Genomic DNA, 19963 nt, shown 5'->3' with positions numbered 1-19963 from the left:
GTTCCGCCCTTACGGCGGGTCACTTTCGAAAAGCGCGAAAGTAACCAAAGCGCTCCTGCCCCACCACTCGGTGCCTCGCCTAGGCTCGGCATGCCCTCACTCCGGCATTGCTCCGTGGGCCCGCCGCGAAGGGCCATCCATGGCCCAGCGCGGCTATCCCGGCATCCATGCCGGGATGCCCACTCCACAATGCCTGCGTTCGGCCATCGTGGTTAACGGGGCGCTGAGATCAACGTCCACCCCACCACGATGCGGCCTGATAGCCGACCTGGCTCTTGCGGGGAGTACACCCATCAGACTTGTTTGAGCTGGACCTGTGGGAGCAAAGCTTGCTCGCGAGGCGGCCTTATAGCCGACCTGCTCTTGCGGGTGTACCCAGTCCAATTGTGGGAGCGGGCTTGCTCGCGAAGACGGCGGCACATTCAGCATTGATGCAAGCAGACCCACCGCTATCGCGAGCAAGCCCGGCTCCCACAGGGATCGGCGGTGGACACTGATCGTATAAACGACCAAAAACCTGTGTGGGAGCGAGCTTGCTCGCGATGACGGCCTGACAGCCGACCAAGCTTTGTGGGAATGGTCGGACACCCCTCCGGGCTGCATTAGATTTTTCCGACGAACTCTGGCGGTTGCCGGGTGGGAAGGGCTGTCGCTAACCTTTTCCCGTCGCTGCAAATTCAGCGGCCGGGCTTGGAAATCCGATAAGTAGACGGCGCGAAAGCGCCCTTCATGACGTATGCTTGCGGTCGTTTTTTGACCATGCTTTCGTTATGGCGGCTGTGCGCGGGAGACCTTCGGGTCTGTCGGGCTCGTTTACCCCGGTTTTCCAACCTGCGTACGGCTGCCACCCCCTCGCTTGGAAACGAACGTGGCAGCTCCAACCAGTAGACGGAGTGTCACCCTATGTTCAAAGCCACACCCAATCCCCCCGAAACCGATCCCCAAGAGCTTGATGAAGCCGCCAAGCGCGCCATCGATCATTATCTCGACCCCAAGCCCCAACCCAAAAAGAAAAAAACCTCAAGCCAACTGTTCTCTGTCGCGGAGAGCGCCGACACTGAAACCCTCCTAGTCAACCTCAGCGAAACCCTAGCTTCCGCCAACGCCATGCTCGGCGATCTAACCTTCGACCTGGAAGGTTCCCGTCGGCATTTCGCCCTGGGAGTCCAGCAGATGATCGAGCTCAGTGAGTTGTTGGCGAATCGGGCGTTGGATATCGTCGATCCGCGCTAACGCCGAGGGAAAGCATTGTAGGGGAGCACTTACCGCCGACCTGTCTCCGGCGGCAGTACTCCAATCCAACTGTGGGAGCGAGCCGGCTCGCGAAGACGGTGGCACATCCAACGCCGATACAGGCTGATCCAACGCCATCGCGAGCAAGCCCGCTCCCACAGGAGAAACGCGGTCCTATCAAGAACCAGGTCGGCTCTCAGGCCGCCTCGCGGTGGACGTTGATCTCGGCGCCCCGTTAACCACGATGGCCGAACGCAGGCATTGTGGAGTGGGCATCCCGGCATGGATGCCGGGATAGCCGCGCTGGGCCATGGATGGCCCTTCGCGGCGGGCCCACGGAGCAATGTCGGAGTGAGGGCACACCGAGCCTAGGCGAGGTGCCGAGTGGTGGGGCAGAAGCGCTTTGGTTACTTTCGCGCTTTTCGAAAGTGACCCGCCGTCAGGGCGGAACCATAAGCAGCCGTTACCGCAGCAATGGATATGTACCCGGTCAACAACATCCTGGCCGGCTGTAAGGCCGCCATCGCGAGCAAGCTTTGCTCCCACAGGCACCGTGATTGACTGATCATCGGCGACAACAAGACGGTCAAATCCCCCAAACCCCCACAAACTCCCTGTAAACTCCGGCCTTTGCCCAACACCCAGGGAGTCGGCAATGTCGGGTTCGATCCTTTATATCCACGGCTTCAACAGCGCCCCAGCCTCGACCAAAGCCTGTCAGCTAGTCGACGTGATGGCACGCCTTGGCCTGAGCGACCAATTACAGGTGCCCGCCTTGCATCACCACCCCCGCGAAGCCATCGGTCAGCTGGAGCAGGCGATTACACAACTGGGGCGGCCGCTGCTGGTCGGCAGCTCGCTCGGCGGCTACTATGCGACTCACTTGGCCGAGCGCCACGGCCTCAAGGCCCTGCTGGTCAATCCGGCCGTCAGCCCACATCGGATGTTCGACGGCTACCTGGGCACGCAGAAGAATTTGTACACCGACGAAACCTGGGAATTGACCCACGACCACGTCACGGCCCTGGCCGAGCTGGAAGTGCCGGCGCCCCGGGATCCACAGCGGTATCAGGTATGGTTGCAAACCGGTGACGAAACGCTGGATTATCGCCACGCCCAGCAGTATTACCGCGCCTGTGCCTTGCGCATCCAGGCCGGCGGCGACCACAGTTTCCAAGGGTTTGCCCAGCAGTTGCCGGCGCTGTTGAGTTTTGCCGGCATTGGCGCCGATTTGTACCAGGCGATCGACTTCACGTCGCTGTGAGCCCATCGCCCCTTTTTCATTGAACACTGACGACGAGACCCCATGGCCACTCCCAGCGCTAGCTCTTATAACGCAGACGCCATCGAAGTCCTCTCGGGCCTCGACCCGGTGCGCAAGCGCCCCGGCATGTACACCGACACCAGTCGGCCGAACCACCTCGCCCAGGAAGTCATCGACAACAGTGTCGACGAAGCCTTGGCCGGGCATGCGAAGTCGGTGCAGGTCATCCTGCACGCCGATCACTCGCTGGAAGTCAGCGATGACGGCCGCGGCATGCCGGTGGACATTCACCCTGAAGAGGGTGTGTCGGGTGTCGAACTGATCCTCACCAAGCTCCACGCCGGCGGCAAGTTTTCCAACAAGAACTACCAGTTCTCCGGCGGTTTGCACGGGGTGGGTATTTCCGTGGTCAACGCCTTGTCGACCCAGGTGCGGGTGCGGGTCAAGCGTGACGGCAATGAATACCAGATGACCTTCGCCGACGGCTACAAGGCCACCGAGCTGGAAGTGGTGGGCACCGTCGGCAAGCGCAACACCGGGACTAGCGTGTATTTCGCCCCGGACCCGAAGTATTTCGATTCACCGAAGTTTTCCGTCAGCCGCCTCAAGCATGTGCTCAAGGCCAAGGCCGTGTTGTGCCCGGGGCTGCTGGTCAGCTTCGAGGACAAGGCCACCGGCGAGAAAGTCGAGTGGCATTACGAAGACGGTCTGCGCTCTTACTTGGTGGACGCGGTCAGCGGTTTCGAACGCCTGCCCGACGAGCCGTTCTGCGGCAGCCTGGCCGGTAACAAGGAGGCGGTGGACTGGGCGCTGTTGTGGCTGCCCGAAGGCGGCGAAAGCGTCCAGGAAAGCTACGTCAACCTGATCCCCACGGCCCAGGGCGGCACCCACGTCAACGGGCTGCGCCAAGGCTTGCTCGACGCCATGCGCGAATTCTGCGAGTTCCGCAACCTGCTGCCCCGTGGCGTGAAGCTGGCGCCGGAAGACGTTTGGGAACGCATCGCCTTTGTCCTGTCGATGAAGATGCAGGAACCGCAATTCTCCGGCCAGACCAAGGAGCGCCTATCGTCCCGCGAAGCGGCGGCGTTTGTTTCCGGGGTGGTCAAGGACGCGTTCAGCCTGTGGCTCAACGCCAACCCGGAAACCGGCCTGGCCCTGGCAGAGTTGGCGATCAACAACGCCGGCCGGCGTCTCAAGGCCAGCAAGAAGGTCGAGCGCAAGCGCATCACCCAGGGACCGGCCTTGCCGGGCAAGCTCGCCGATTGCGCCGGGCAGGACCCGATGCGTTCCGAGCTGTTCCTGGTGGAAGGTGACTCCGCCGGCGGCTCGGCCAAGCAGGCGCGGGACAAGGAGTTCCAGGCGATCCTGCCGCTGCGGGGCAAGATCCTCAATACCTGGGAAGTGGACGGCAGCGAAGTGCTGGCCAGCCAGGAAGTGCACAACATCGCGGTGGCCATCGGTGTCGATCCGGGCGCCGCAGACATGAGCCAGCTGCGCTACGGCAAGATCTGCATCCTCGCCGACGCCGACTCCGACGGCCTGCACATCGCCACGTTGCTCTGCGCCTTGTTCGTCCAGCATTTCCGCCCGCTGGTGGACGCCGGTCACGTCTACGTGGCGATGCCGCCGCTGTACCGCATCGACCTGGGCAAGGAGATCTACTACGCCCTGGACGAAGCCGAGCGCGACGGCATCCTCGATCGCCTGGTGGCCGAGAAGAAACGCGGCAAGCCGCAGGTCACCCGATTCAAGGGTCTGGGCGAGATGAACCCGCCGCAGCTGCGTGAAACCACCATGGATCCAAACACTCGCCGCCTGGTGCAGTTGACCCTGGATGATTTCGAAGCGACCTCGGAAATGATGGACATGTTGCTGGCGAAGAAACGCGCCGGCGACCGCAAGTCCTGGCTCGAATCCAAAGGGGACCTGGCCGAGGTGCTGGCCTGATGCGCAACGGTTTCGCCCTGGCCTTATGGCTGTGGGCGGGGGTGGTAATCGCAGGGCCTGCGCCGGAACTGAAGCTGCTGTCCGAGCATGCCATCGAGGGCATGCGCGGTGGCAACCTGTCCGGGCTGGCGTTCTGCGGCAGCGAGATGTGGATGGTGTCCGATCGTGACGACGACCGGATCTATCGGCTCGTGCCCTCCGAGGCGCCGGTCTGGCAGGCCGAGGTGGTTGAAATCGAGGTGCCGCAGGTGCCGGACAGCGGTTTGCCCTGGGGCTTGAGGTCGCGAACCTGGGCGGCGTCGTTCCTGCGCGGTGGTGAGTTGGATTTCGAAGGCATCAGCTGTGACAGCGCCGGCAATCGTTACGTGATCAGTGAGTCCCACGCCGCTGTGCTGCAGGTGCCGACGTCGGGGCCTGCGTCCTGGTTGAAAATCGCCCCAACATTGATCCGTCAGGCCCGGGGCAGTGGCATGTTGCTGCATTTCAATGCCTTGTTCGAAGGCCTGGCGGTCAACCCGGCTGGTGATCAATTGTGGCTGGCGGCGGAGCGCGAACGCCGCGGCCTGCTGCTGATCAAGCGTCAGCAAACGGTGTGGGACTGCGATGGCAATTGCGTGTTGCTGAGCGAAGCGGGGCTGGAAATGCAGCCGGCACAGTTCCCCAAGGCCAAGGCGGTTTCGCGGGATTTCGCCGACCTGTCATTGTTCAATGGCAAGCTGTTTACCCTGGAACGCAACGCCTACCAGATCTGCCGGCGTGACCCGCAGACCGCCCAGGTGGAACGTTGCTGGTCGTTCGCCGCCGAGGCGTTGCAGGATAACCGTCGTTACGCACAGGCCTATGGCCTGGCCGAAGCGTTGGTAGTGGACGCTGAGGGCGCCTGGATTGGGCTGGACAACAACGATGGCGCCCGCGCCGACGGCGAAACGCGGCCGATCATCTGGCGCTTCGCCGCGCCGGACAGTGGTTGGAGCACCTCGCCATGAGTCAGCCGCCGGGCAAGCGCGCCGGCCGGGTATTGATGATATTGGCCTGGTGCGCGGCGCTGTTTCTGGCAACGCGGTTTTTTGCCCAATGGGAGCAGCGCCAGCAAAACCCCAATACCCAGGTGTACTCGCAAAGAGGTGAAGGTTTTATCGAGGTGAAGCTGGTCGGCAATCAACAGGGGCATTTCGTCGCCAGCGGCCAGATCAACGGCCAGCCGGTGGACTTCATGCTCGACACCGGTGCCACCGACGTGGCGATTCCGGTGGAGCTGGCCGAGCGCCTCAAGCTGGAAAAAGGTTTCGGCGTGACATTGAGTACTGCCAACGGTTTGAGCGAGGGCTACCGTACCCGCATCGACCGGCTGCAATTGGGTGACATCGTCTTGCGCGATGTCCGTGCCCTGGTGGCGCCAGGCTTGGGTGGCACGCAAGTGCTGCTGGGTATGAGCGCCCTGAACAAACTTGAATTTACCCAGCGCGACGGCACCATGCTGCTGCGCCAGACAACGAACTGATGAGGCCCGCATGAGCGACATTCTTGCAGACAGCTTAGACGGCGTAGAACGCCGATCGCTGGCTGACTTCACCGAAAATGCCTACCTCAATTACTCCATGTACGTGATCATGGACCGCGCCTTGCCGCACATCGGCGACGGTTTGAAGCCGGTCCAGCGGCGGATCATCTATGCCATGAGTGAGCTGGGGCTGGATGCGGATTCCAAGCACAAGAAATCGGCGCGTACCGTCGGTGATGTGCTTGGTAAGTTCCACCCCCATGGCGACTCGGCCTGCTATGAAGCCATGGTGCTGATGGCCCAGCCGTTCAGCTATCGCTACACGTTGGTGGACGGGCAGGGTAACTGGGGTGCGCCGGACGATCCCAAATCCTTCGCGGCCATGCGTTACACCGAGGCGCGGCTGTCGCGCTATTCCGAGGTGCTGCTCAGCGAACTGGGCCAGGGCACCGCGGACTGGGGGCCGAACTTCGACGGCACCCTCGACGAACCCCTGGTTTTACCCGCACGTTTGCCGAATATCCTCCTCAATGGCACCACCGGCATTGCCGTGGGCATGGCCACCGACGTGCCGCCCCATAACCTGCGGGAAGTGGCCACGGCGTGCGTGCGCTTGCTGGACGAGCCGAAAGCCACGGTGGAGCAACTCTGCGAGCACATCCAGGGCCCGGACTATCCGACCGAAGCCGAAATCATCACCCCGCGCGCCGACCTGCTGAAGATCTACGAGACCGGCCGCGGTTCGGTGCGCATGCGCGCCGTGTACCACATCGAAGACGGTGACATCATTGTCACGGCGCTGCCGCACCAGGTCTCCGGGGCCAAGGTTTTGGAACAGATTGCCGCGATGATGCAGGCAAAACCATCGAAAGCGCCGCAAGTGGCCGACCTTCGCGACGAGTCCGATCACGAAAACCCGTGCCGCATCGTGATCATCCCGGTCAACAGTCGGGTCGACCACGACGCACTGATGCAGCACCTGTTCGCCAGCACCGACCTGGAGTCCAGCTACCGGGTCAACATCAACATCATCGGCCTGGACGGCAAGCCGCAGCTGAAAAACCTGCGGGCCTTGCTGGTGGAGTGGCTGGAGTTCCGGGTCAAGACCGTGCGCCGGCGCCTGCAATTCCGCCTGGACAAGGTCGAGCGCCGCCTGCACCTGTTGGACGGCTTGCTGATTGCCTACCTCAACCTGGATGAAGTGATCCACATCATCCGCACCGAGGAGCACCCCAAGGCCAGCCTGATCGAGCGTTTCGCCCTGAGCGAAATCCAGGCCGACTACATCCTCGACACCCGCCTGCGGCAGTTGGCGCGGTTGGAAGAGATGAAACTGCGGGCCGAGCAGGATGAGTTGCTCAAGGAGCAGGCCAAGCTGCAAGCCCTGCTGGGTAGCGAGGCCAAACTCAAGAAGCTGGTGCGCACCGAACTGCTCAAGGACGCCGAAACCTACGGCGACGACCGTCGTTCGCCGATCGTCGAGCGCGCCGAAGCCAAAGCGCTCACTGAACATGATCTGCTGCCGAACGAGAAAGTGACTGTCGTGCTGTCAGAAAAAGGCTGGGTGCGCTCGGCCAAGGGTCATGATATTGACGCGACGGGGCTTTCCTACAAGGCCGGGGACGGCTTCAAGGCCTTGGCGGCCGGGCGTTCCAACCAGTTTGCGGTGTTCGTCGACTCCACCGGGCGCAGTTATTCGGTGCCGGCGCATACCCTTCCATCGGCTCGCGGCCAGGGCGAACCGCTGACCGGACGATTAACTCCGCCACCGGGTGCAACTTTTGAATGCGTGCTGATGCCTGATGATGATGGGCTGTACGTTATTGCATCGGACGCGGGTTACGGGTTCGTGGTCAAGGGTGAGGATCTGCAAGCCAAGAACAAGGCGGGCAAGGCGTTGTTGAGCCTGCCGAACAACGCCAAGGTGATTGCGCCGCGGCCGGTTGCCGATCGCGAGAGCAACTGGCTGGCGTCGGTTACCACCGAAGGCCGGTTGTTGGTATTCAAGATCAGCGACCTGCCACAGCTGGGTAAAGGCAAGGGCAACAAGATTATTGGTATTTCCGGCGAACGGGTGGCAAGCCGTGAGGAATATGTCACGGATATTGCAGTGTTACCGGAAGGCGCGACGCTTGTGCTACAGGCAGGAAAGCGTACGCTTTCGTTGAAGGCAGACGATCTTGAGCATTACAAGGGTGAACGCGGTCGGCGGGGCAACAAGCTTCCGAGGGGATTTCAGCGAGTCGATGCGCTGCTCGTCGAAAACCTCAATTAGGCGTACTAGACGGCTCGGTCTGCGATTAAATGCCGCGGATCGATGCTTTCGCGCTGGAGTCGGCGCGCATATTCACGGATGATAGGCCCTTTCAAGCGCCGGCGTGGCCGAGCGTTCTTCATATTGACCGAGTATTTTTTCACTGTGGTAAGCCTTGTGGCTGCCACCTGGACGGAACGATGACTGCTCTGCGCCTCCCTATTTTGTGGCTCGCCGGCCTGCTTGGCCTGGCGGGCTGCAGCATGAACCAGCCAGTGTCGCTGTACCAACTGGACAGCGGAACCCCGGCCCAGCCTGCGCAAAGCACAGGCATGGCCGTATTGCTCGGCCCGGTTCTGATCGCTGACTACCTGCAGCGTGAAACCTTGTTGCAACGCCAACCGGACGGCAGTTTGCAAGCCGCCACTGACGGCCGTTGGGCCGGCAGCCTGTCCTCTGACATCGATCAGTTGCTGCTGCGCCAGGTCGCCGGACACCTGGACAGCCAACGCGTGGTGCTGGCACCGGCAACCCAGGGCTTCACCCCGGATGTGCAGGTACTGCTGTCGATTACCCGCCTGGACTCGGGTAAAGCCCAACCGGCGGTGCTCGATGCCCAATGGCGGTTGATCGACCGCCGTGGCAAGGTGCGTGAGAACCGCATCGTTCATCTGCAAGAGCAACATGCCGGCACCACCGCGGCGCAGGTCCAGGCCCAGGGTGTGCTCCTGCAACGCCTGGCCGAACAGCTGTCCGTGTCGCTCAAGCCCCTGGCCAACCAGCCGCCTGTCGCTGAAGTGCCACGTAAGTCCGCGCCTGCCCCGGCCAAACCGGTAGAGAAAGAAAAGGACAAGATTCCCATGGCCTTGCCGATTCGTACGGACATGGAAGTGTTCAGGTTCTGACGCCAGGACTGGATGCAAAACGAAGCCCGCGTTGATGCGGGCTTTGTTGTTTCTGCCGGTTGGTTCTTTAGTGTCTGTGCCAGCCTCATCGCGAGCAAGCTCGCTCCCACAGTGGATCTCTGCAAGCCGCAGACCCCGTGTGGGAGCGAGCTTGCTCGCGATGAGGCCGGCCCGGGCAACAAAAAAGCCTGCAGACAATCACCCACCCCAGGTCCGGCGTTCAGTGGTTTTGAAGGGTTCTGGGGCTGCTGCGCAGCCCAGCGGGAGCAAGCTCCCTCGCCACCGGTGCGGTGATGTCCTGGATTTGTGGCTTTGCAGGGATCCCTTGTGGGAGCGAGCTTGCTCGCGATGAGGCCGGCCCGGGCAACAAAAAAGCCCACAGACAATCACTCATCGGTGGGCTTCGTTATTTCAGGCTCTGGACTCAGGCCTGGCGCTCATGCATCCGCGCCAACTGCCGCTCCAGCATCGATGGATAAGGCTCCATCAAGCGCTCCACGCAGCACGCACCTTCGGGGCTGGCGATGGGGCGGATGCGCGCGCGTTGACGGATCAGGGCGTCGTCGTTGATCTTGCGCTCCACCAGCAGCAGGTTACGGCTGTGTTGCGACAGCGCCAGGGCGTCCTGGGCGGTTTCGGTCAGCAGCAGGTCGATCTGGCTCAGGCCGAACAAGCCATCGCCCAAGGTCAGGCCCAATTGCAATTGCAGGGTGATGCCGCTGTCGGCAACTTCGATCTGCAACTGGTGGCCCAAGGCGCGCAGCAACTCACCGCAGCAAATGGCGTTGGTCAGGTAGTCGTCGCCGCTGTCTTCGGTGTGGAACAGCATCAGCGTGCTGCCGTCGTTCAGGGTGTGCAGTTCGCCCTGATAAAGCGAGGCGGCCTGGTCGAGGCAATCGCGGTAGCGCTCGAGCAACTCCTTCAGGCGCGCCTGGGGCAGGCGGCGCAGTTGATCCTGGGCACCCAATTGCACGGCCAGTACGGCGCTGTGCTGGGGTAGGTTCGAGACCACGGGCTTGGCGACCGGTCGAGGTATCCCGTCGACCGACTCGTCACGCAGGTCGGCGAAGGCGTCGTCGTCCTCCTCGTCTTCTACCGTGCGAACCACGTGGCGTGGCGCCGGTTTGGAGGCCGGCATCGGCTGGCTTTCATCAAAGCCCGGGTCGCGCAGGTTACGCACTTCGAAGCCTGGCTCGGCCTCGTCGTCCGCGTAGTCAATCTCTTCAGGTTCCGGCAAAGGCTCAGGTTCCGGCGCGAAGCTGGCGTGCAGTTGCCGGGCCAGGTCGCCGATCTCGTCCTGGCGCTGGGTGGCCGGCGTGTGTTCGTCGATGTCCCGCAGCCAGACGCGCAGTTGCAACAGCGGCGTGGAGATGTGCCGTCCCAGGCGCAGGCTCAAGGCCAGTGCCAACGCCAGCAGGATCGCGCTGAGGATGCCCATGCTTTGCAGGCTGATGGTCATCGGTTGCTGAAACTGGTCCATGTCCAGGCTGATGCGCAGTTGCCCGGCGGTCACATCCTGGAAGGTGATCTTGCTCTGATACATACCGCCGGGCTCACCCAGCAGGCCAGGCTTGGGACGCTGTCCGGCCTCGGCGAGGATGCGGTTGTCCACGCTGTAGATGGCGGCGTGGGCCACCAGCTTGTTCTTGGTCAGGTTGTTGAGCAGCACGTTGAGGCTGAGGATGTCGTTGGACACCAGCAGCTCGGTGGCGGACGTGGCGGTCTGGGTGGTCAGGCTTTCACCCAGGGCATCGGCCTGCTCGTGCATGGCCTGCTTGAATTGCAAACCCATCACGCAGGCATAGATGACCAAGGCCAGGGCGACCAGGATTACGTTATGGCTGGCAATGCGCAATGCAATCGGCACACGACGGTGACGCAGCGCACGGAAGATCAGCAGGAAGAAGTTGTCGGTTTTGACTGGCGTGGGCCGGTTCACTGAGCTCGGCTCTTTGTCCGTGAAATTGACGCGCAGTATAGCGACAGCCCCATGACCGGCAAAGCACTGGCGGTGCCCGATGGTCACTGAATGTGGGTAGAATGCGGTTTTTTTCCACCTGCGGGGGTGCGCCTTGCGCGAAATCGTCCTGATAAACATCACTGGCAGCGACCGTCCGGGTCTGACTGCGGCCATTACCGGCGTTCTGGCCCAGGGTGGTGTGAACATTCTCGACATCGGTCAGGCGGTGATCCATGACACGCTGTCGTTCGGCATTCTGGTTGAAATCCCGGACGCCGAACAAAGCAAATCCGTGCTCAAGGACATCCTGTTTACCGCCTACAAGCTCGACCAGCAGGTGCGCTTCACCCCGGTGTCCGAGGACGATTACCGGCATTGGGTGGCTGGTCAGGGCAAGAAGCGCCACATCGTGACCCTGCTGACCCGCAAGGTGACCGCCGAGCAGTTGCAGCGCGTCAGCTCGATCACCGCCCAATATGGCTTGAACATCGACCACATCGACCGCCTGTCCGGGCGTATGCCGCTGGACACCCCGGCCGACAAGGGCAAGGGTTGCATCGAATTTTCGGTGCGCGGCGAACCGGCCGATCCCCAGGCGTTGCGTGCCGAGTTCCTCAGCGTGGCCCAGGAACTGAATGTCGACATCGCCTTCCAGGAGGATTCGCTGTTCCGCCGCAACCGCCGTCTGGCGGTGTTCGACATGGACTCGACGCTGATCGAAGCCGAAGTCATCGACGAACTGGCCAAGGCGGCCGGCGTGGGCGACAAGGTCTCGGCCATTACCGAGCGCGCCATGGCCGGCGAGCTGGATTTCCGTGCCAGCTTCAAGGAGCGCCTGGCGCTGCTCAAGGGGCTGGACGTCAGCGTGCTGGATTCCATTGGCGCTTCCCTGCGCCTGACCGAAGGCGCCGAGACCCTGTTCGCCGAGCTCAAGCGCCTGGGCTACAAGACCGCCATCCTGTCCGGCGGCTTCACCTACTTCGCCAAGCAATTGCAGGCCAAACTCGGTATCGACTACGTATTCGCCAACGAATTGGAAGTGGTGGATGGCAAGGTGACCGGCGTGGCCGTCGAACCGATCGTCGATGCCCAGCGCAAGGCGGACCTGCTGCGTGAACTGGCTGAAAAAGAAGGCCTGCGCCTGGAACAGACCATCGCCGTGGGCGACGGCGCCAACGATTTGCCGATGCTGGCGATCGCGGGCCTGGGCGTGGCGTTCCGCGCCAAACCGCTGGTCAAGCAGTCGGCCCGGCAAGCGATTTCCACCCTGGGGCTGGATGGGGTGTTGTACCTGCTGGGCTTCAGGGATCGTGACGGGCAGCTCTAACTCTGAGCTTGCGACATTTCCTGTGGCCAGGGACTTATCCGTGGCGAGGGGATTTATCCCCGTTGGGCTGCGCAGCAGCCCCCCAATGCACCCCCACTCAGCCTGACATAGCGAGTCGTCAGGTTCTGGGGCTGCTGCGCAGCCCAGCGGGGATAAATCCCCTCGCCACAGGGGGGCTATAGCGCTGCTTAAAGCGATTTCCACAACGAATCAAAATTCCCCTCTTGGTCGCTGCCATCCCCAGTCTCGGCTGACTCTTCCGGGTGATAGGAAAACTGGTTGAAACTGTGGGTGCTGGTCACTCGACGGTCCAGGCCGGCGCGGCGTTCCTGGCCGTTGGTATTGATCAACACCCGCTGGCCTTCCTGGAAGGGCAGGCGGGGGGCGATCATGGTCGGGGGCAGGTCAATGGCACTGATCTCGGGAAGCAACAGCCCGCGCAGATAGTGACCGTGTTCATTTTCATCCCGGACCAACTGCAGCCCGCAAGGCTGGGCATGCGGCGCGACCAGTTCGATGCCCATTTGCATGGCCCCGTTGCGCACTTGGCGGATCCAGCGCACCACGGCGACGCTCCAGGCTTGATCGCTGGCGTCGCGGATGCCGATCATTTCCCCGGCTTGCAACTGTTCCGGTACTTCCTTGGGCCAGCCGAGGCAATAGCCGCCTGGGCTGTGGTTGATGATCGGCAGGTCGTAGGTGGGGAAGTGATGCTGGTTGTCGGAACTGGTGCCATCGTCATCGGCCGGGTTGACCGGGTACTCGATTTCTTCATAGGGCAACAGGTCGCTGTCGCCGGCGGGGGCTGCATCGAACGCTTGCTTCCAGGTGTCGTTTGTCTTGCTCGGCGAGGCTTCGAAGCGGGCTTTGCGGGTGGTGGGGCTTTTCAAGATCTCGTTGAACGAGCGCTCGCCGCCAAGGTAGTAGTGCAGCGCACTCATGCCCACGCACAGGGTCAGTGTGCCGTTGCCCTCGGTGCGCTGGAAGCTGCGTTCAGCCGCTTCGCCCCAGGCGGCTTGCAGGTGATGCAAGGTGTCGGCGCTCATGCCCCCCGGGACTGGCAACGTATTATCGGCAGGTTGTTCCAGGTGAGTGGCGATTGCACGCACCAGTGGCTGTGGGTCAAAGCCCTGCAAGGTAGGCTGCTGTTCGGCGCGGAACTTGGAGCGGTAGCGTGGCCCGACATCCAGCTCCGGCGCAACCGCGAACAGGCTGGTGGCGGTGGTGGCGGGGTCCAGCTTGACCCACTGGCTCCAGGATTCGAGCACTTCGGTCAGCCGTCCGATCTGGCTCTGGCGCAACTGGTTGCTGCGTGACGCGCCCAGCAGCAGGGCGACGACATAGGTTTGCTCGGCGTTCAATTGATGAACCTGGCTGGCCAGTTCGTCACTCACGCTCAGGTGTTGCAGCCGGTGCTGGCAGGCGATCCGGTACAACTGATGCAAATCAAGCCATAGCCCCTCGGGCACTGGGCTGTACAGTTGACTGGCACGCAGCAGTGGGCCGTTGAAGGCATGCAACGCCCGTTGCAGCGCAGCGCTCAGCAGGCGGGCCCGGTCCTTGGTGTACTTCGACGCGATACGCGCCACGATCTGTTTGTAGCCCATTGCCAGTTGGGTTTGCAGGGCCTGGCACAGGTTGACGATCTTGCGCGAGCGATCATCCAGCACGATGGCCTGTTGCAGGAAGTGCCGCTCCAGGTGTTTGCAAACGTAATACACCTCGGGCCGCAGCAGTTCGAGCAGTTGCAGGCGATTGTCGCTGGGCGTGAGCAGCTGGTTGAGTTCGCCAAGGGCCTGGTACAACAGGCGGGCCGTTTCGCCGATGTTGGCTTTGGGCAGGTTGGCGATCCAGCGCTTGAGGTCCCGTGGCGTAGCCTCGCAGAACGACAGGCGTGATTGTGTCGGGGTCAGGACGCGCAGTAGCTGGAGAGGGCTGGTCTCATTCATGCCGTGTGCGGGCTCCGGCGGGAAATAAACGTGGTGTTTCCAACTCTAGCAGCTGACAGGCCGGCGTGTTGCCCTGAATGTGCTGTGGGAGCAAAGCTTGCTCGCGATACAGGCGCAGCGGTTTCTTTTAGACCGCCTCATCGTTCATCGCGGGCAAGCCTTGCTCCCACAGGCTCCAGCCTTCAGGCCTTCTACAGGCCTGCTTCAAGGGCTGGTGAGGCTCAGGCTTTGGGCAGTGCCAGGCCCTGGCCCATCTGCACCGGCGAGCCGGCCACCAGGCCTTCGGCCCATTTCACCTGGTCCGGCCCGAACAGCACGACGGCGGTCGAACCCAGCTTGAAGCGTCCCAGTTCGGCGCCTTTTTCCAGGTGGATCGGCGCACGGGCGGCTTCGTCGTAACGGAAGGTTTTCAGCTCGCGCTTGGGTGGCGTCACCAGCCCGGCCCAGACGGTTTCGATGGAGGCCACGATCATCGCGCCCACCAGCACCACGGCCATCGGCCCGCGCTCGGTGTCGAAAATGCACGCCACGCGCTCGTTGCGGGCGAACAGTTCTGGAACGTTTTCAGCGGTGGTCTGGTTGACCGAGAAAATCCGTCCGGGGATGTAGACCATCTCCCGCAGGGTGCCGGCCAATGGCATGTGCACGCGGTGGTAGTCCTTGGGGGACAGGTAGATGGTGGCGAAATCGCCGCCCATGAACGGCGCTGCGTTGGCCGCGTCACCGCCCAGCAGCTCCAGCACGCTGAAACTGTGGCCCTTGGCCTGGAACACCCGGCCGTGCTCGATCGGGCCGAGCTGGCTGACGGCACCGTCGGCGGGGCTGAGGATCGCGCCCGGGGTCTCGTCCAGTGGGCGGGCGCCGTCTTTCAGGGCGCGGGTGAAGAAGGCGTTGAAGTGCTCATACGCTGTCAGGTCTTCCACCAAGGCCTGGGACATGTCCACTTGATAGCGCTTGGCAAACCACGCGGTGAACGCGTTCTTGAACCAGCGCACGCGGCATTCGGCAATGCAACCGGCCAACCGCGACAACAGGTGGTGGGGCAGCAGGTATTGAGTGAGGATGAACAAACGGTTTTTCATTAACTGTCCTTAAGAACCTTCAAAGCTCGATGGGCGTGTCGGGATGGTTGCCCCATTCGCCCCAGGAACCGGCATAGCCTTTGACCCGTGGATAACCGAGCGCCTTGGCCACCAGGTAGGTGAAGCCAGAGCGGTGGTGAGTCTGGCAGTGGGTGATGATTTCTTTGTCAGGCGTGATGCCCAATTGTTCAAGGATTTGCGCCATGTCCTTACGGATGCGCAGGTTGCGCGCCGGGTCCATGCCGGCCGTCCATTCGAAATTGACCGCGCCGGGAATGTGTCCGCCCCGGGCCGCGACGACTTTCTCGCCGGAGTATTCCAGCGGGCCGCGAGCGTCCCAGATGGCCAGGTCGGCGGCACCGAGACGGCTTTGCAGGTATTCGCGGGTGGCGGTGGGGGCTTCGTGCAGCGTCAGGCTGACCGGGTCGGCGACGGGGGCAGGGACGTCGATGGACACCGGCAGGCCTTCGTTCAGCCACGACAGCAAGCCACCGTCGAGGTAGTGGTAGTTCGAGTGGCCGATCACGTCCAGCAGCCAGATAAACCGCCCGGCCCAGCCGCCGCCTTCATCGTCATAGACCACATAGACCGCATCCGGGTGGTGCCCGAGTTCGCCGAACAGGGCTTCCAGGTCGGCCTTCGCCGGCAGCAGGCCCGGCGCCGGTGGCTGGCCGAGCTGGGTGCGCTTGGGGTCGACGAAGCGTGCGCCGGGGATATGCCCGGTGCTGTAGCGGGCGGCGCTGGTCAGATCCACCAGAATCAGTTCGCGGGCGTCGAGGCGCGGCAGCAGTTCGGTCGGTTCGATCACCAGCGGCAAGCCAGAGAAGTCAGGCATGTGAGGTCTCCAGGGGCGCAAAGGGAAAGGATTGTAGCAAGTTCAGCGGCCGCGGTTGGTAAAGGTATGCAGGGCCCTTTCGATGCATTGCACGGTTTTGCCGAAGGCTTGCACGGTGATATCCGAGAACGGCCCGCCGCCCTGGTCCACCGCCACCAGCATGATCACCCGGCCATTGCAGGTCAGTGAGCGCAACAGCAGGTGTTCACCGCGGAACAGGCTGCGCAGGCCCGGCGGCAGCAGCGCCGAAAACTGCGCGTTGTTGTCCGGGTTCAGGCGCACCTGGGCCTGCTGGGCCAGCAACCGTTGCAGTATTTTGCTCTGGCTGATGGTAAAGCTCATGGCCGCGGCTTCCTTGGGTAAACCGGCGGTCTGGTGTACGCGTACGCTGGTCTGGCTGCGGTCGGCCATCAGGATCATCACCCGGCGCATGCCACAGGCTACCAGGACGTCCCGCGCCGAAGTCGTCAGGTGCATGGCATTGCGGAAGGGGCTCGGCTCCACCAGCATGGCGGAGCATTGCTTGCGCCACTGGCTCAGGTCTTGGGCGCTGGGCGGGGCGGCGGGCAGCAAGCCGGGGTGGATACGGCGGCTGCCCGCAGGCCAGATCAGCGCTACGGCCGGGTGCCAGAGGTCCGGCATGGCGTGATGATGGGCACTGTTGACCGCTTGTTGGTGCAGCTGTTGCTGGACCTCATCCATCGACATCTGCAGATACAAACTGGTGAGGTACTGCCAGCGGGTGATAGCGGGGCTGTCCCAGGCCTGTTGTGCGGCCAGTGCCAGACCGTTGGCCAGCAACACGGTGTTGGCCGGCTGGTTGAGCCAGCGGCGCAGGGTCGGGTCGTCGTCCAGGCGATTCTGCTGGCGTAGCGGGTGTTCGCTGTCCCGGGCGATGCGCAGGACTTTCACCAGCTCGCGGCGTTCATTGAGCAGCAGGCGATAACCTTGCGCCACCCAGATGGGCAAGCGCCAGGTCTCCACCAGCGCCAGGCAGATTTCCATCAGGCTGACGCCGAACAGCTCGCGCTCTACCTTGTGTGCGGGCTCGCCTTTATGGACGACCCGCAATTCCCATTCCCCAAGCAATCGCGGGTGGGTCAGGGCCAGGGGCCAGAGCGGCGACAGGAACAACAGGCTGCCCCAGTGTATGTCTTGCCACAGCCGTGCCAGGCGGCTGGCAAAAAAACCATTGGCCTGTTGCGTGGCGTGCTGGCTGATCAATTGCAGTTGGCGCAAGGCGAGGGGGATTTCGGGCCCGGGCAACGACGGCAGGCGGGCGAGCAGTTCCTCGGTACGCTTGAGGCCGAGGCGGTTGATGGCCACTTCGAGGTTTTCCGCAGGTTCAGCGAGGCTGCCATGGGTGTGATGGTTGGCTTCGCGGATGACGCTCAGGGCCAGGGCGGGACTGTCTTGCATCAGGTCGGCGATGTCGCGCAACGAGCGGCGGCTGTCGGCGAGGGCCTTGCAGACCAAGTCGTGGCTGGCCTGGGGTACCGGCAGATGCACGCCGTTGAGCAGTTTTACCCAGCCGTCGAGGGTGGTCGGTCGGGGCGTTGGAACCTTGGTTTCGTTAGTCATGGCTGGACGTGATCATCGTATGAATTCTCTACGCCCGGAACGGGGCAAATTGGCTTTTCGCCAGAACAGCCTATAGTCTGGCGCAGTTTTGCCGATAAGTAGAAGAAGAGATTTTTCAGCTTCCGAATATGACCTTGAACCCGACTTAAATAAGTACTTTCTATCTATGGCTAAAATTATCGGCATCATTGTCGTGTTCGCGAGCGTACTCGGCGGATACGTGCTCTCCCATGGCAAGATTGCCGCCCTGATCCAGCCCTTCGAGGTACTGATCATCGGTGGCGCGGCCCTCGGTGCATTTTTGCAGGCCAACCCTGGCTATATGACGATGCACGTGCTCAAGAAATCCCTGAGCATGTTCAGTTCGCGCTTCAGCCACACCTTCTACCTCGAGGTGCTGGGGCTGATCTACGAGATCCTCAACAAGAGTCGCCGCGAAGGCATGATGGCGATCGAGGGCGATATCGAAGACGCCGCCGCCAGCCCGATTTTCGCCAAGTATCCCTCGGTGCTGAAGGATGAACGCATGACGGCGTTCATCTGTGATTACCTGCGCATCATGTCGTCCGGCAACATGGCGCCCCATGAGCTCGAAGGCCTGTTCGACATGGAGCTGTACAGCCTCAAGGAAGACCTGGAGCACCCGTCCCACGCGGTCAACGGCATCGCCGACGGCATGCCTGGCTTTGGTATCGTCGCGGCAGTATTGGGGATCGTGGTGACCATGGCCTCCCTGGGCGATGGCGACCAGAAATCCATCGGCCTGCACGTCGGTGCGGCACTGGTGGGTACCTTCTTCGGTATTTTGGCCGCGTACGGTTTCTTCGGTCCGCTGGCCCATTCCCTGGCCCATGATGCCAAGGAAGAACTCAACGTCTACGAAGCCATCAAGGCGTCCCTGGTGGCTTCGGCGTCGGGCATGCCGCCATCGCTGGCGGTGGAGTTCGGTCGCAAGGTCCTGTACCCGGCGCACCGTCCAAGCTTCGCCGAATTGGAACAAGCGGTTCGCGGTCGTTAAGTTATGGAAAATAATCAACCGATCATCGTCAAGCGCGTCAAGCGCATAGCCGGCGGGCACCATGGAGGTGCTTGGAAAATTGCCTTCGCCGACTTCGCGACGGCGATGATGGCGTTCTTCTTGGTGCTGTGGCTGCTGTCCACGGCAACCCCGGAACAGAAGATCGCCATCGCCGGTTACTTCAAGGACCCGGTCGGCTTTTCCGAAAGCGGCACACCCTACATCATTGACCTGGGCGGCTCGCCGACCCTGGCGCCGGAAAACACCCTCAACCCCGAGGTCAAGTCCCAGCCCCAGCCCGACAAGGTGACGGTGGATTCCGAGCAGGTCGAAGGCATGGCCGAACAGGTCGAGCGCGAGCGCCTGGAGTTGCTGTTGCAGGAATTGCAGAACAAAGTTGAAGAAAATCCGCAACTGCAGAAATTCAAGGACCAGATCCTGTTCGAGATCACGCCGAATGGCCTGCGCATCCAGATCATGGACGCTGATAACCGGCCGATGTTCGACTCTGGCAGCGCGCGCCTGAAACCGTATTTCGAAGACATCCTGCTGGCCATGGCCGACACCATCAAGGCGGTGCCGAACAAGATCAGTATCAGCGGTCACACCGATGCCAAGCCTTACGTTGGCAAAGGCGATTTCGGTAACTGGGAATTGTCGGCCAACCGCGCCAACGCGGCCCGTCGCGCCCTGGTGGCCGGTAGTTATCCGGACGAGCAGGTGGCACGGGTGGTCGGCTATGCGTCTTCGGCGCTGTTCGACCGCAAGGATCCGCTCAACCCGGTCAATCGGCGTATCGATATCGTGGTGTTGACCAAGAAGGCGCAGAAAGCGATCGAGGGCTCACAAACCGACGATCCGGCGCCCGATCCTGCCCCGGGCGAGGGCGCGCCGGGTGAAGTGCCTGCTTCGCCCGCTACACCTGGCGCGGCGGTCGATCCGAACGCGTTGCCGGCGGACCAGCAACCCGTGCCGGCCCATGAACTGCGCGAGCGGCTGAACCTGTTCGACGACGCCGCGCCGAAGCCGGCTGAGCCGCCGGCGCAGTGACCTGAGAGCCGATACAGACCTGTGGGAGCAAGGCTTGCCCGCGATGAAGGCGATGCG

15 protein-coding genes are annotated in these 19963 nt (G+C 62.4%); 10 read left to right on the top strand and 5 right to left on the bottom strand.

The genetic code is table 11. The annotated features are described in order from the left end of the window. The first annotated feature begins 903 nt into the window (after nucleotides 1-903). The 7 genes from AB4N80_RS02460 (at nucleotide 904) to AB4N80_RS02430 (ending at nucleotide 9104) form a co-directional block, all read left to right on the top strand. Nucleotides 904-1233 (top strand): DUF6124 family protein, encoded by a 330-nt coding sequence (locus AB4N80_RS02460; protein ID WP_122564880.1) that lies wholly within the window; start codon nucleotides 904-906, stop codon nucleotides 1231-1233. A gap of 655 nt (nucleotides 1234-1888) precedes the next feature. Beyond that, a complete protein-coding gene (locus AB4N80_RS02455; RefSeq protein ID WP_122567329.1) occupies nucleotides 1889-2497 on the top strand; it encodes a YqiA/YcfP family alpha/beta fold hydrolase in 609 nt (202 codons plus the stop codon). 42 nt (nucleotides 2498-2539) lie between these two features. Beyond that, the gene (parE, locus tag AB4N80_RS02450) at nucleotides 2540-4444 is read left to right on the top strand and encodes a DNA topoisomerase IV subunit B (RefSeq protein ID WP_122567328.1); all 1905 of its coding nucleotides are present in this window, start codon (nucleotides 2540-2542) and stop codon (nucleotides 4442-4444) included. Further along, on the top strand, nucleotides 4444-5430 hold the full coding sequence (locus tag AB4N80_RS02445; protein WP_460080537.1) for an esterase-like activity of phytase family protein: 987 nt from the start codon (nucleotides 4444-4446) through the stop codon (nucleotides 5428-5430). The genes parE and AB4N80_RS02445 overlap by 1 nt, the downstream gene beginning before the upstream one ends. Further along, entirely contained in the window at nucleotides 5427-5945 is a 519-nt protein-coding gene (locus tag AB4N80_RS02440) for a retropepsin-like aspartic protease family protein (protein ID WP_122567326.1), read from the top strand. The genes AB4N80_RS02445 and AB4N80_RS02440 overlap by 4 nt, the downstream gene beginning before the upstream one ends. 10 nt (nucleotides 5946-5955) lie before the next feature. Continuing rightward, complete coding sequence (parC, locus tag AB4N80_RS02435; protein WP_122567325.1) at nucleotides 5956-8220, top strand: DNA topoisomerase IV subunit A; 2265 nt, start codon at nucleotides 5956-5958, stop codon at nucleotides 8218-8220. A gap of 179 nt (nucleotides 8221-8399) precedes the next feature. Continuing rightward, nucleotides 8400-9104 (top strand): PqiC family protein, encoded by a 705-nt coding sequence (locus AB4N80_RS02430; protein WP_122567324.1) that lies wholly within the window; start codon nucleotides 8400-8402, stop codon nucleotides 9102-9104. Nucleotides 9105-9528: 424 nt separating this feature from the next. Here AB4N80_RS02430 and AB4N80_RS02425 read toward each other — a convergent pair whose 3' ends face one another. Next, nucleotides 9529-11043 (bottom strand): AhpA/YtjB family protein, encoded by a 1515-nt coding sequence (locus AB4N80_RS02425; RefSeq protein WP_305469454.1) that lies wholly within the window; start codon nucleotides 11041-11043, stop codon nucleotides 9529-9531. Between the two features lie 133 nt (nucleotides 11044-11176). On the opposite strand from AB4N80_RS02425, the gene serB reads away from it, so the two are divergent. After that, the gene (serB, locus tag AB4N80_RS02420; RefSeq protein WP_122567322.1) at nucleotides 11177-12391 is read left to right on the top strand and encodes a phosphoserine phosphatase SerB; all 1215 of its coding nucleotides are present in this window, start codon (nucleotides 11177-11179) and stop codon (nucleotides 12389-12391) included. A gap of 188 nt (nucleotides 12392-12579) precedes the next feature. Here the strand turns inward: serB and AB4N80_RS02415 are convergent, their stop codons facing one another. The 4 genes from AB4N80_RS02415 to AB4N80_RS02400 all read right to left on the bottom strand — a co-directional run bounded on the left by AB4N80_RS02415 (nucleotide 12580) and on the right by AB4N80_RS02400 (nucleotide 17838). Then, nucleotides 12580-14340, bottom strand: a complete 1761-nt coding sequence (locus AB4N80_RS02415; protein WP_122567321.1) for a molecular chaperone — start codon at nucleotides 14338-14340, stop codon at nucleotides 12580-12582. A gap of 221 nt (nucleotides 14341-14561) precedes the next feature. After that, nucleotides 14562-15422 (bottom strand): archaetidylserine decarboxylase, encoded by an 861-nt coding sequence (gene asd, locus AB4N80_RS02410; RefSeq protein WP_122567320.1) that lies wholly within the window; start codon nucleotides 15420-15422, stop codon nucleotides 14562-14564. Between the two features lie 19 nt (nucleotides 15423-15441). Beyond that, entirely contained in the window at nucleotides 15442-16257 is an 816-nt protein-coding gene (locus AB4N80_RS02405; protein WP_460080531.1) for a rhodanese-like domain-containing protein, read from the bottom strand. Nucleotides 16258-16299: 42 nt separating this feature from the next. Continuing rightward, a complete protein-coding gene (locus tag AB4N80_RS02400; protein WP_122567318.1) occupies nucleotides 16300-17838 on the bottom strand; it encodes an HDOD domain-containing protein in 1539 nt (512 codons plus the stop codon). Nucleotides 17839-18004: 166 nt separating this feature from the next. Between AB4N80_RS02400 and motA the strand changes: the two genes are divergently transcribed. Next, entirely contained in the window at nucleotides 18005-18856 is an 852-nt protein-coding gene (gene motA / locus AB4N80_RS02395; RefSeq protein ID WP_122567317.1) for a flagellar motor stator protein MotA, read from the top strand. 3 nt (nucleotides 18857-18859) lie between these two features. Beyond that, nucleotides 18860-19906, top strand: coding sequence for a flagellar motor protein MotB (gene motB / locus AB4N80_RS02390; RefSeq protein WP_122567316.1), 1047 nt, complete (start codon nucleotides 18860-18862; stop codon nucleotides 19904-19906). Nucleotides 19907-19963: the final 57 nt, after the last annotated feature.

The organism is Pseudomonas sp. H3_A02 (assembly GCF_054671965.1).
This window is presented reverse-complemented; position numbering and strand designations above follow the sequence as displayed.